Annotated in this window: 11 protein-coding genes; 4 read left to right on the top strand and 7 right to left on the bottom strand. The window is 53.2% G+C overall.

What is annotated here, in order from left to right; all coding sequences use genetic code 11:
- Nucleotides 1–15: 15 nt before the first annotated feature.
- From CUZ56_RS02185 to CUZ56_RS02155, 7 genes are all read right to left on the bottom strand, one after another.
- Nucleotides 16–1137, bottom strand: coding sequence for an energy transducer TonB family protein (locus CUZ56_RS02185; protein WP_126977786.1), 1122 nt, complete (start codon nt 1135–1137; stop codon nt 16–18).
- Between the two features lie 37 nt (nt 1138–1174).
- Complete coding sequence (locus CUZ56_RS02180) at nt 1175–3190, bottom strand: ribonuclease catalytic domain-containing protein (RefSeq protein ID WP_126978526.1); 2016 nt, start codon at nt 3188–3190, stop codon at nt 1175–1177.
- A 222-nt stretch (nt 3191–3412) separates the two neighbouring features.
- The gene (locus CUZ56_RS02175; protein ID WP_126977784.1) at nt 3413–4012 is read right to left on the bottom strand and encodes a CHAP domain-containing protein; all 600 of its coding nucleotides are present in this window, start codon (nt 4010–4012) and stop codon (nt 3413–3415) included.
- 54 nt (nt 4013–4066) lie between these two features.
- The gene (locus tag CUZ56_RS02170; RefSeq protein ID WP_126977782.1) at nt 4067–4648 is read right to left on the bottom strand and encodes a YqiA/YcfP family alpha/beta fold hydrolase; all 582 of its coding nucleotides are present in this window, start codon (nt 4646–4648) and stop codon (nt 4067–4069) included.
- Between the two features lie 135 nt (nt 4649–4783).
- Nucleotides 4784–5131 (bottom strand): hypothetical protein, encoded by a 348-nt coding sequence (locus CUZ56_RS02165; protein WP_126977780.1) that lies wholly within the window; start codon nt 5129–5131, stop codon nt 4784–4786.
- 119 nt (nt 5132–5250) lie between these two features.
- The gene (gene mpl, locus CUZ56_RS02160; RefSeq protein WP_126977778.1) at nt 5251–6681 is read right to left on the bottom strand and encodes a UDP-N-acetylmuramate:L-alanyl-gamma-D-glutamyl-meso-diaminopimelate ligase; all 1431 of its coding nucleotides are present in this window, start codon (nt 6679–6681) and stop codon (nt 5251–5253) included.
- A gap of 66 nt (nt 6682–6747) precedes the next feature.
- Nucleotides 6748–7353, bottom strand: coding sequence for a YceD family protein (locus CUZ56_RS02155; protein WP_126977776.1), 606 nt, complete (start codon nt 7351–7353; stop codon nt 6748–6750).
- Between the two features lie 115 nt (nt 7354–7468).
- Between CUZ56_RS02155 and CUZ56_RS02150 the strand changes: the two genes are divergently transcribed.
- The 4 genes from CUZ56_RS02150 (at nt 7469) to moaA (ending at nt 12093) form a co-directional block, all read left to right on the top strand.
- Complete coding sequence (locus CUZ56_RS02150; protein WP_126977774.1) at nt 7469–8074, top strand: Maf family nucleotide pyrophosphatase; 606 nt, start codon at nt 7469–7471, stop codon at nt 8072–8074.
- Between the two features lie 18 nt (nt 8075–8092).
- Entirely contained in the window at nt 8093–8893 is an 801-nt protein-coding gene (locus CUZ56_RS02145) for an SAM-dependent methyltransferase (protein ID WP_126977772.1), read from the top strand.
- A gap of 200 nt (nt 8894–9093) precedes the next feature.
- Entirely contained in the window at nt 9094–10836 is a 1743-nt protein-coding gene (locus CUZ56_RS02140; RefSeq protein ID WP_126977770.1) for a SulP family inorganic anion transporter, read from the top strand.
- A 120-nt stretch (nt 10837–10956) separates the two neighbouring features.
- Nucleotides 10957–12093 (top strand): GTP 3',8-cyclase MoaA, encoded by a 1137-nt coding sequence (gene moaA / locus CUZ56_RS02135; RefSeq protein ID WP_404948021.1) that lies wholly within the window; start codon nt 10957–10959, stop codon nt 12091–12093.
- Nucleotide 12094 lies beyond the last annotated feature (1 nt).

Genomic DNA, 12094 nt, shown 5'->3' with positions numbered 1-12094 from the left:
GCCCGGTTTCAGGCATCACTGAGGGTTGACCCGCTCCATCAACTCTGTTGTCAGTTTGCCTTCATTCAGGAAGTTAAAGCGCATGACGAAGACAAACTCCACGTTCTGTTCAACACGCAGCAGTTCTGGCGGGGCAGCGGAAAATGGGCCGGCTTTCAGCGCAATGGCCTGGGCCTGGCGGTCCAGCACGGCATTGCCAGAGCTTTGCAGGACGCTGGCACTGACCATTTGCCCCTTCGGGCTTACCACTACTTCCATCAAAAGCGAGCCATACAACGGCAATCCTGCATATTGAGGGAAGCTCTCTGTGCCGCGTTGTTCAATTTTCTGCCGGACCATGTCGTAGTACATGGCCTGCGCGTCGCTGCGGGCTGCAGGGCCGATGTACATGCGCCGGGGGCGTGCATTTTCTTCCTGAATACGCTGTTCAATGGCTGCAATGGTATTGGAAAGCTGCCGCCTGCGCTCTTCCTCGGCTCTGCGGCGCGGGTCATTTTCACCCCAACTGGGGTCAATTGGTGGAAGCTGCGCGTATTGTGCTTTAACCTGGGTCAGGATGCGCATGGATTCTTCTCGTGCGGCATTGAGTTTGGCCTGGATTTCGTCGAAGGAATCGCCCGCAGAGAAAACCTCGGAATGTGTTTCTGAAGATGTTGCGTAGACTTTTTCTTCTGAATCCCCGCCGCCGGCATAGTTGTACTGGGCTCTGACCTGAGGGTTGGTGGGCGCTTCCTCGCTTTGTGCGTTGATGAGCACCACTTCAAGCGACGAGCGCTGGAAGAAGTCATTAATGGCTTCGGGGTCGGTGAACTTAATGGTCAGTAAAGCCAGGTGGAAAACAACCGACACGATGATGGCGGTACGCAAAACCGTATTGGATTGCTTGGGCGTCAGTGCGGAATCCAGGTCCAGCAGCACCGGCGCAGGTGTGGCAGCAGGCTCGGCCTTTTTCCTCCGCCTGGGGGCAGTTGTTCCGGTAGCGGCTTTGCTTTTCTTCTTTGTTTCAGCCGTTTTAGGCGATGCTTTAGCTGCCCTTGGCGCTCTGGCTGTTTTGGCAGCCTTGGGCGCTTTAGCTGTCTGTGCGGCGTCATCTGCTGCCGGATCAGGTGCTGCGTTTTTTTTGCTTCCCGGACTCAATCCCTTTACCTCTGTTTTCTGTAATTCTGTTATTTTACTAGAGAGTCGCCTGTCCTTCTTCACCGGCCTGTATATCTACTGCCAGTTCAATCGGACCGGTCATGGCATCATCATCTTCATCAGCGCTTTCTTCGTCGGTTTGCTGCGGGGTATCCTGCCCGGCAACGCCAATGGTTTGTATCACCTTCTCAAGCTGTGCACTGACATCCAGTGTCAGCAGGTCAACAGTGGTGATCTTAACAAGAACCACAGTACCGCGGGGCTGGTTTTGGGCTCCGACAGCCAAAAAAACCAGTGGCAAGTGGCTGGCACGCACTATTCCGTCTCTCATGACGGTAGCTTCCAGCTCAGTGATACCCTGCTGCTGCAGATAAAGCAAAGTCCAGTACCGTTCAATGGTGCGCTGAAAACCGTTATATCCTGCATAAGCAGCCTCAAAGGCGGAAATAATGGAAAACAAGTCTGCATCTTTGGACTTGAATGGTGCTGCCAGGGCGGCAGTGGAGCCATGTTTGGCACATGCAATGATCTGCCACTGGTTCACCAGGTCGGTGTAGCGGCGCAGCGGCGATGTGCTCCATATGTATTGCGGCACGCCTAGCCCAGCATGTGGCAAGGCTTTGGTGCTCATGCGCACTTTGACACCGGGAGCCATGCTGTACTGGCTGCGGTAAATGCCTGGCACACCGACCGAGGCAAGCCAGCTGCCCCAGGTGGCGTTGGCCACAATCATGCTTTCGGCAACAATCAGGTCCAGGGGAGAGCCGCGTTTGCGCTCACCGATGCTGACCTGTTCACTGCCGACAGGTTCTGTTGTATTGGTTTGGCCATTTTCATCCAGCAGGCGAAAAGCATAATCCGGATGATGGAACAGCTCGGGCTTGCCGCGCACTTCTTCGCGTTTGGCTTTCAGATGCCTGGCCAGTTTGAACAGAAACGCCAGCTCATTGGCGTATTCATAATCAGCCGGGGCCTGGCCGGAAAGCGTTTCTTCGGTAATGGTATCTTCGAGCAGATCGTAGCGCAGGTTGCGCTCAATCGGTACCTGCTCAAGCCGTGTGACCTGGCCTTTGAATTCAAGTGACTGTTCGTCATAGCTGGCATACAGTGAAACCGCTGGGCATGCCTGCCCTTCCAGCAAGGTAAATTGCTGCACGATGTCATCAGGAAGCATGGTGATTTTCCAGCCCGGCATATAGACCGTGGAAAGCCGGTTACGTGCCACATGGTCGATGGCATCTGCCGGTGAAATGCCCAGCCCCGGTGCTGCAATGTGAATACCTAGGGTGACAGTACCGCTGCCCAGCCCTTGTACAGATAAGGCATCATCAATTTCGGTGGTTGCCGAATCATCAATGCTGAATGCACGCACATCGGCCAATGGCAGATCACGCGTGGCTTTCAGATCAGGCTCGGGTAAAGATGATGGAAACTGTGTTCCCTTGGGGAAAAACTCATATAAAAACCGCTGCCAGTGGAACTGGTAGGCCGATGAGATGGCGCCGGAGCGTTTGAATAAATCCAGTGGTGACACCTGGCTTTGCCGGCTGGCCTGGACAACGGCTTTGTATTCCAGTGAATTTTTATCCGGTTTGAACAGAATTCTGTACAGTTGTTCGCCGATATTTTCCGGGCAGCGCCCTTCTATCAGTTCCTGTGCCCAGGCGTCGACCTGCAGTTGCTGTTGCTGCTTGCGTTCAATGGCAAGCAATGCGGCCTTCACAATTTCTTCGGGGGCTTTTTTAAAGCGTCCCTTCCCTGTACGCCGGAAATAATGCGGTGCTTCAAAAAGGCGGAACAGCACCGCTGTCTGCTGTACCGGCGTGGCGCCGGCATCGTAATAGTCGCGTGCGAAGTCGGTGAAGCTGAACTCGTCTGACGGGGCAAACTCCCAGGCCAGATCGAGGTCGATTTCCGGGCAGAGTGTCTGAGCCTGCGCTATCAGCTCGGATGGCTGCGGCTGTTCAAATGTCAGCACGATATTGGCAGCTTTGACCTTGATGCGGCGGCCGGAATCCAATTCTACCTGAGCCGAAGTATCCGTTTGTGACATGACCCGTCCGGCTAAAAATTTGCCACCATCATCAAACAAAGCAAAAGTCAAAATCGGTTCCTCTCAGAAAATGCACGGTGTCAATATCCGCTGCATGCGATAAAGCTGCCTAAAAGCGGGCGGCTTATTTTAACGGGTTTATCGTTTTGCCTGGATTTTAGATCAATTAAGGCGTGTTAACACGCTCTGGTGCGCCGGGGGACATACAGCGGGCTCCTGTCATTAGGGAGGAAGTCTTAAAAAGCCCAGGACAGCCGAATGATCAATACGCCACTGTCCATCGGCATCGTGCAGCAGTTTGAATGATTCTCTGGAGCTTGCAAAAGGGCCGGGATTTTGTTGCACGATTTCGATGGCATCTTCCGTAACCGCTGAAATGACGGCAACATGCCCGTAACGGTTCAGCAGCGTGGCGCGAAATACCAGCAGATCATCTGCCTGCGGCATGACTGTGCTGCCGTTGCTGAACTGAAGCATGCCCCGCTGAGGATTCAGCGCGCCGCTTTCCAGTTGGGTATTAAAAAAACTTTTGGCATGGCCGTAAGAGTCGGGCATTTTATGCCCGAAGCGTACATAATAATAACGTTTTACAAATTCAACACACTGGTATTCAAGCCCCAGGTTGTAGCCGTCGGCAGTGGTGTTTCTGCCGCGTACATGGTTGACACCACCGTTGTAATAGACAGGAACGCCGTGAAGCGCATCAACCACTTCGCCTACCTGCCGCTCAGGATGGATGTTGTAGTTTGTCACCGCATAGTAGCATCCTGCCGACAGTAATATGAAACCTGCCAATGATGCGATAAGCCATTTCTTTTTCATTCGTTCTCATCCAATAGTGTGATGGCTTGTCATCGCAGCATAGGGAGGTCTGTATCATGTCCCTAAGCCGATGAAGTCAAACACATCATCCATATATTGATCAAAATCCGTCAACTGGTGATCACTGCCTTCCAAAACCAGTTGTTCACTGCCCTTATAGTGTTTGACGGCCTCCTTGTAGTCCAGCACATCATCGCCTTTGGCTGCAATCAGAAAATAGCGTTCCGGCATGGTCAGGGTGACCTGTAGCGCATGCAGTTCTTCAATGTACTGTGGCTGAAAGTAAATCTGCTCTTCCGGCGGAATGTCGTTATGCTCTTGCATGAACTTTTCAATATCCCGCGCCGGATTGACCGCAGGGTTCAGCAGCACCGCGCCGCAGCGCTTATGTTCTGCCACATAGGTGGCATAGAATCCGCCAAGTGACGAGCCGATGATGCCCATCTGGTGCCCCTGCCAGCTTTCAATGTGCTCCATCACCATCTCCATGGCCGCTTTGGGAGATGGCGGCAATTGCGGGCAATACCATTCAATGCGGTCGCCTTGTTTGCGTAACTGCTGTACACGTGCATCACATTTCTGCGCCTTGACAGATTGGGGGGATGAGCGGAATCCATGCAAATAGAGTAATTTCATAACGGGAGGCCTTTGTTCAGTGAGGCAGTTGAAACAATATGCTTATACGACCAGAGAATACAATAAAAACGGCCTCCCGGATAGAACGTACTCATTTCGCACTGACGCCCTGCTGCTGCAACGAACACAGCAGTTTCATATCAGGGATGTGCGGACATGCTGCCGTTGCCATGACCCTGAACGCAGGCCTTTTTCATGCCAGAGCTTGGCATTCCAGTGCTTGCCCTGTGCTTCAAGTTCAAGGTATTCATCCTCACTCATGTAAATAGGTTCCGGCGCCGTGATGGGTTCGCCGTAGGAAGCCACCGCCAGTACAGGCGAGGCACCGCCCTGACCTGCTGCTGACATGTCCGCATACAAATAATACAGGCCCGAATGGTATGTGGGCAAAACATCCAGTGCTGCGTATGTTTGCGCTAATGCATGGCTTGCAGCAACAGCCGTCAGCAATGCAACACCCCATAAGCGAAGCTTGTTTGTCATGATTCACACCTCCTTTGACATCGTGCAGTGATATTGATTGTTATTATTTCTGCACGGTGTGAAAGGCCAATGAAGTCTATGTGAACTTCATGTGAAATGTGTGTGAAGTTCTCTAATTTTTAAACGGTTGCGGATCTGAATTTTTCTGCCAGCGCTGCCAGCAGTTTGGCATGGATGCCGCCAAAACCGCCGTTGCTCATGCAGACAATCTGGTCGCCCGGCTGGCTGGCTGAGACGACCTGCTGTACTAGTGTATCCAGATGATTGATGACATGGGCTTTGGCACCCATGGGGGACAGTGCGGCCTGAACATCCCAGCCCAGTCCGTTGTCATAACAGAAAACCACATCGGCATGCTCAAGCGCCCACGGCAGTTGGCTGCTCATGGTGCCCAGTTTCATGGTATTGGAGCGTGGTTCAAATACGGCCAGGATACGGCCGGACCGGCTGCCCGATTTATCGTGCAGGCCGTCAATGGTGGTGCGGATGGCCGTAGGATGGTGGGCAAAATCATCATAAACAGTGATGTTGCTTACCGTGCCTTTCAGCTCCATACGGCGTTTGACATTTTCAAACGAAGCCAGGGCCTGTGCAGCCTGCCCGGGCGCAATACCGACATGCTCTGCTGCGGCAATGGCGGCAACGGCATTGAGCTGATTGTGTTCACCAAGCAGCGCCCAGTTTACCTGCCCGACAGGCTCTCCATTTTTAAACACATCAAAGTGTTCTGCTGTGCCTTTGTATGTCCACTGCGGGTGCAGTTCCGTTTTGAGCATGGAGGCCGGGGTATGGCCAAACCATGCCTGTTCGCTCCAGCAGCCGCGCTCAATCACGCGTTGCAGGCTTTCCTGCATGCCGTTGATGACGATGCGACCCTGCCCGGCAACGGTGCGCACCAGGTGATGGAACTGAATTTCTATGGCTGTCAGGTCTGGGAAAATGTCGGCATGGTCATACTCGAGGTTGTTCAAAATGGCTGTTCGCGGCCGATAATGGACAAATTTGCTGCGTTTGTCGAAAAAAGCGGTGTCATATTCGTCGGCCTCAATCACAAAAACATTACCCAGGCCGCTTGGCAGCGGCGCATCGGGTTGCAAACGGCCCAACCGGGCGGAAACACCAAAATTCTGGGGAACACCGCCAACCAGAAAACCGGGCTCCATGCCATTGGCCTGCAAAACGTGCGCCAGCATCGATGTGGTGGTGGTTTTACCATGCGTGCCTGCCACTGCCATGACATGCCGACCAGCCAGCATGTGTTCAGCCAGCCACTGGGGGCCGCTGGTGTATGGTAGCGCTGCATTCAAAATGGCTTCCATCAGCGGATTGCCGCGTTTGACGACGTTGCCAATGACAAACACATCCGGTTTCAGGCTCAACTGATCCGCAGAGAACCCCTCGATCAAATCGATTCCCAACGCGCGCAACTGGTCGCTCATGGGCGGGTAAACATTGGCGTCGCACCCTGTGACTTTATGCCCGGCCTCCCGTGCCAATGCGGCCAGGCCGCCCATAAAGGTACCGCAAATTCCCAGAACATGAATGTGCATATAAACTCTTTTTACCTGATCAGAATGTCAAAGCGCCCTGTATGGCGCTGTGTTGTTTGGGAGATTTCAGTGCAGTTTTTTCCGCAATGATTCCAGCGCTGCAAAGGGGTTTGGCTTTTCAGCCTCCTCGCTGTTTTGCACATTGGGCTGTTCATCATCATCACTGATTTCCAGCATTATACCGGCCCGGTCCAGCCCAGGCACCAGCGGATCAGGACAGATTTCGTGCAATGGAATCAACGGCAGCGCCATGATCAGTTCATCTTCGCATAAAGCAGGCAAATCCAGTGCGCGGGTCAGCGACAGGACTTCTTCTTCGCTTTCTCCATCTTCCAGCGTGGCCTGTTCTTCTGTTGCAACAAAACGGTAAGACAGTTCCAGAGGAACCAGTTGCAGCAGGTCTTGCAGGCAGCGCTGGCAACGCAGCGGGATTTGTGCCTCCAGCGTCAGGAACAGCCAAAGCTGTGGCTCTCCAATGCGCTGGGGTTTGAATTCTCCACGTGCCCTCCAGTGTGCAATGGGCGTAGAACTGGTGATTCCTGCTGGCAGCGGAGCAACGCATAAATCAGCCAGCCGGGGCATATCGTCCAGACTGAGCGAGCCGGTCAGCTCTTCTTCCCTGCGTGCAAATTCTGCCACGTTGAGTTTACGAACGGATAGAGGCGTTTTCATGGTTGGTCACACCCAAAATCATCTGAAACATGCATTGTATCGGGTTGCGCCAAAGAATACCCTACTTCTTTGGCAATACTGCAATGGTACCCTGTTTATTTTAAAATCCCAAGCTATGACAACAAGTACACAACCGTCTTCTCAGCCAGACATCATTCTGGCTTCAACTTCGCGCTACCGGCGTGAGCTGCTGCAACGCCTGCGGCTGCCTTTCAATGTACACAGGCCGGAAGTGGATGAAACGCCCTTAGCCGGAGAAACACCAGCTCAGTTAGCACAGCGGCTGGCTGTTGCCAAAGCACAGGCGGTATCTGTTAAGCATCCGCAGGCACTGGTGATTGGATCAGACCAGGTGGCTGATCTGCATGGGCAGGCCATTGGCAAGCCCGGCAATTACGATAAGGCTTTTGAACAGCTCAGGCGCATGAGCGGGCAGACTGTGATCTTTCAAACAGCGGTGTCTGTCGTTTGCCAGGCCAGTGCTTTTCAGCAATGTGAACTGGTTGCGGTGAAGGTTGAATTCCGGCAGTTGAATGATGCTGAGATCGACCGCTATCTGCGTGCAGAGGAACCTTATGACAGTGCTGGCAGTGCAAAATCCGAAGGTTTGGGCATTACCCTGCTCAATGCCATTCATAATGATGACCCGACGGCGCTGATCGGATTGCCGCTGATTGCAACGGCTCGGCTGCTGCGTGCTGCCGGCGTTTCATTGCCTTAAGGCTGCGTAGACGCTGATATGGCAGATCAAAACACAGCAACTGATACGGGAGTGCTCTGGCTGGTCCCGGCTCCTTTGGACTTTGGCACCGACTCCCCAATCGCGCTGGATGCCATCATTCCGCGTGATGTGATAGCCCAGGCCGCGCAAATCACCCATTGGGTGGTTGAAAATGCCAAAACTGCCCGCGCGGTGTTAAAACGCGTCAATGAAATTTCTCCTTTGGCGCTTCCGCTGCAACAGATGCACATGACAGAGCTGCCCCGGCAGGTGCATAAGCAAGGTGATGCAGGATTTGATGCCCGTGCATTGATGCAGCCCGCATTGCAGGGCAATGATATAGGGCTGATGTCTGAAGCCGGACTGCCGGCGGTTGCCGATCCGGGCTCTTCCGTTGTGCGTGCCGCCCATGCTTTGCATATTCCAGTCCGTCCTCTGGTCGGCCCCTCCTCTATCCTGCTGGCGCTGATGGGGAGCGGCATGAACGGGCAAAGTTTTGCTTTTGTCGGCTATCTTCCGGTGCAGGCAGACGAGCGGGCACGACGGATCAGTGACCTGGAAAAGCTGGCATTGCGCTTTGGGCAAACCCAGTTGTTCATAGAAACGCCTTACCGCAATGAAGCCATGATGCAGACCCTGTTGGCCGCACTGGCTCCTGATACCCAATTGGCTGTTGCTGCTGGCGTCACCCTGCCTGGCGGGTGGCAGCACAGCATGAAAGTCAGTGCCTGGAAGCAGGAGGCTCAAAACGGCTGGAAAAAACTCCGGCTCAGCGCCGAGCAATGGAAGCTGCCCGCAGTTTTTGCCATTGGCAAATAGCCTGATGCGGACTAGACTGCCGGCTTATGCCGTATGAGCAGGTTTTCTACGCATAAACGGGTAAAAGTACGCAGTTTGCCAATGTCCCTGCCTGTTTATTTTCCTGGCTTTGTTATACACTGACAGCAGAGGGATAAAGAGTCTTTGATGCGGGGGGAGCAGGCTCGGTGGAGATTAAATTATTTCAAAAAATCATCCATATGCTGAACTGGATTGGCCAGTGGATTCCTGGCCTGCCCGAGTTGCTGCGTTACGACCTGGCGTATTTTAAAAACGACTTGTTTGCCGGCTTATCGGTAGCTGCGGTTGCCCTGCCGACCAGTATTGCTTATGCGCAACTGGCTGGCCTGCCGCCCCAGGCAGGGCTGTACAGCACCATTTTGCCGATGATCATTTATACGTTTCTCGGTTCTTCCCGGCAGTTGATTGTCGGGCCGGATGCAGCCACCTGTGCCATGATTTCCTCCACGCTGATGCCGATTGTGGCGGCCGGCAGCAATCCGGAATATTACCAGTCGCTGGTGTTTACACTGACGCTGCTGGCAGGTATTCTTTTCATCGTTGCCGGTTTTTTGCGGCTGGGTTTTCTGGCTGATCTGCAGTCACGTTCTATTTTGCTGGGGCTGATGAACGGTGTGGCCGTCATGATCATCATTGGCCAGCTTGGCAATGTGATTGGTGTGGCGGCAACCGGCAAGGACACCATCGGCAAGCTGATGTCGTTCATTCACCTGATTCCTGATTTTCACTGGCTCACGCTGCTGCTCTCCGGTACGCTGTTTGCACTGTATTATGTGATGCAGCGCTATCCAGGCGGCAAGAAGGTGCCTTCCATTTTGGTGATTGCCATTGTGGCTGTGATACTCAGTATGGTGTTTTCACTTTCCACCCGCGGGGTGAATATTGTCGGTGAAATACCATCGGCACTCCCCGATATGACGATGCCGGCACTGCCGCCGCACGAGCAATGGGGTTCACTGTTTTTTGGTGCCATTGCGCTGGTTTTTGTCAGCTTCATCAGTGCCACCTTGACTGCGCATACGTTTGCAGCCAAAAACAATTATGAAGTGGATGACAACAAAGAACTGATCGCGCTGGGGGTGGCCGATATGGCATCAGCCATATGCCAGGGGTTTGCGATCAGTGGGGCCGATTCGCGTACCGCAGTCAATGAAGCGGCTGGTGGCAAAACGCGGTTTGCGCAGTTGATTGCCGCCCTCACCATCCTGGGCGCACTGGTTCTGTTCATTGAGCCCATGGGGTACATGCCTTTGGCAGCATTGGGGGTTATCCTGATTTGCAGTGCCATCAAGCTGACGAATTTCAGTTGGCTGTTCAAGCTGCGCAAAATCAGCAAAACAGAGTTTTTCATCGCTATGACGACGTTTCTCTCTGTGCTGCTGCTGGGTGTGATTCATGCGGTGATTTTGGCGATTTTTTTGGCTATTCTCTCCTTCCTGCGCAAAACGGCCCGCCCTGTCGACCATTGCCTGGGGTTGATGCCCGATGACGACAACTTTTATGAAACAGACCACCATCCGGAAGCTCAGGAGGTTCCGGGACTGCTGCTGTACCGCTTCGATGCATCATTGATTTTTCTGAACGCCAGTTATTTCCGTCAGCGTGTGCTGAGTCTGGTCAGGCGTACAGATATTTCTCCTGTTCAGTGGGTTGTTATTGATGGGCATTCGATCAATAACGTAGACCTTACCGGCGTGATGACGCTGTCTGATTTAGGCAAATTCCTGGCTGCCCGTGGCATTGCACTGGCTTTTGCCGACCATACCAACCATATGAAAAAGTGGTTGCAAACGCACAATATCGACCCGAAAGAGTTGTCCTTCCATATTTATCCTAACCGGTATGAAATGCTGGTGGCTTACAGGGATTCATTGAAAGCACAGGAAGATAAGGGAGCGGAGGCGGTTCTGCAATCTGCTTAGACGTACTAAGCACATTGGATTATATTTTGTAACCTGTTGTTTTATAAGTTTATTTTCAACCACCCAAGAGGTGTGGCATTAACCGGGGCACAGTGTATATCCTTTATAATTGAGTACATCATGAATGCGCCAGATCTTACAACGCCCCATCATGAAACGACGCAGCAGTTAGTGGATGCGCGTACGCCTGCACTGCCGATCGAACTGATCCGTGCAGACGCGATGCTCCCTGTTTTGGAAACCATTGAAGATACCAGGCATCGCCCGTTGCAGGATTTGCGGATATCGGTGACCGACCGGTGCAACTTCCGTTGTTCATACTGCATGCCCAAAGAGGTGTTCAGCCGCGATCACCCCTTTTTGCGACACGACCAATTGCTGAGTTTTGAAGAAATCAACCGCATTGCCCGTGTGTTTTTGAAGCTGGGGGTGACCAAGCTGCGTATTACCGGTGGCGAGCCTTTGTTGCGCAAACATCTGGAAAACCTGATTGAGCAGCTTGCCAGCCTGTGCACCTTGTCAGGGCAGGCACCGGAGCTGACATTGACAACCAATGCGTCCTTACTGGCGCAAAAAGCCAAAATATTGAAAGCGGCCGGCTTAGACCGTGTCACCATCAGCCTGGACGCCATTGATGATGCCATTTTTCAAAGGCTCAACAATATGAGTGTGCCTGTGGCTACTGTGCTCAAGGGAATTGATGCAGCGCTGGCAGCCGATCTGAATCCTGTCAAAATCAACATGGTGGTTCGCAAAGGCATCAATGATGGGCAGATCATTCCCATGGTGGAGCATTTCAGGCACAGCGGTATTGTTTTGCGCTTTATCGAATATATGGATGTGGGGACAACCAATGGCTGGCGTATGGACGAGGTATTGCCATCCAGCGAAGTGATCCGGCGCATCCATGCACTCTACCCTGTGCACCCTTTAGAGCCCCACACGGCAGCAGAAACAGCACAACGCTGGGCGTATGACGATGACGCCGGGGAAATCGGTGTGATTTCCAGTGTGACGCAGGCGTTTTGCCACAGTTGCAGCAGGGCTCGCCTGTCCATGGAGGGACGGCTGTTTCTGTGCCTGTTTGCCGGTGCCGGCTATGATCTGCGCGCCTTGTTGCGGCAGAATCTGGACGATGCGGCGCTGCAGGCTTCCATCGCGCATTTATGGCAACAGCGTGATGACCATTATTCCGAATTGCGTGGACAGGGAATGCAGCCTTTGCGGCGTGTAGAGATGAGCTACATTGGAGGCTGAA

Origin of the sequence: Saezia sanguinis, from assembly GCF_003991585.1 — a bacterium.
Taxonomy (GTDB): domain Bacteria; phylum Pseudomonadota; class Gammaproteobacteria; order Burkholderiales; family Burkholderiaceae_C; genus Saezia; species Saezia sanguinis.
This window is presented reverse-complemented; position numbering and strand designations above follow the sequence as displayed.

Coding starts and splice junctions, on each gene's coding strand:
- CUZ56_RS02155 (WP_126977776.1), bottom strand. CDS start 7,353: ATGAAAACGCCTCTATCCGTTCGTAAACTCAACGTGGCAGAATTTGCA.
- CUZ56_RS02170 (WP_126977782.1), bottom strand. CDS start 4,648: ATGAAATTACTCTATTTGCATGGATTCCGCTCATCCCCCCAATCTGTC.
- CUZ56_RS02140 (WP_126977770.1), top strand. CDS start 9,094: ATGCTGAACTGGATTGGCCAGTGGATTCCTGGCCTGCCCGAGTTGCTG.
- mpl (WP_126977778.1), bottom strand. CDS start 6,681: ATGCACATTCATGTTCTGGGAATTTGCGGTACCTTTATGGGCGGCCTG.
- CUZ56_RS02165 (WP_126977780.1), bottom strand. CDS start 5,131: ATGACAAACAAGCTTCGCTTATGGGGTGTTGCATTGCTGACGGCTGTT.
- moaA (WP_404948021.1), top strand. CDS start 10,957: ATGAATGCGCCAGATCTTACAACGCCCCATCATGAAACGACGCAGCAG.
- CUZ56_RS02145 (WP_126977772.1), top strand. CDS start 8,093: ATGGCAGATCAAAACACAGCAACTGATACGGGAGTGCTCTGGCTGGTC.
- CUZ56_RS02175 (WP_126977784.1), bottom strand. CDS start 4,012: ATGAAAAAGAAATGGCTTATCGCATCATTGGCAGGTTTCATATTACTG.
- CUZ56_RS02180 (WP_126978526.1), bottom strand. CDS start 3,190: ATGTCACAAACGGATACTTCGGCTCAGGTAGAATTGGATTCCGGCCGC.
- CUZ56_RS02150 (WP_126977774.1), top strand. CDS start 7,469: ATGACAACAAGTACACAACCGTCTTCTCAGCCAGACATCATTCTGGCT.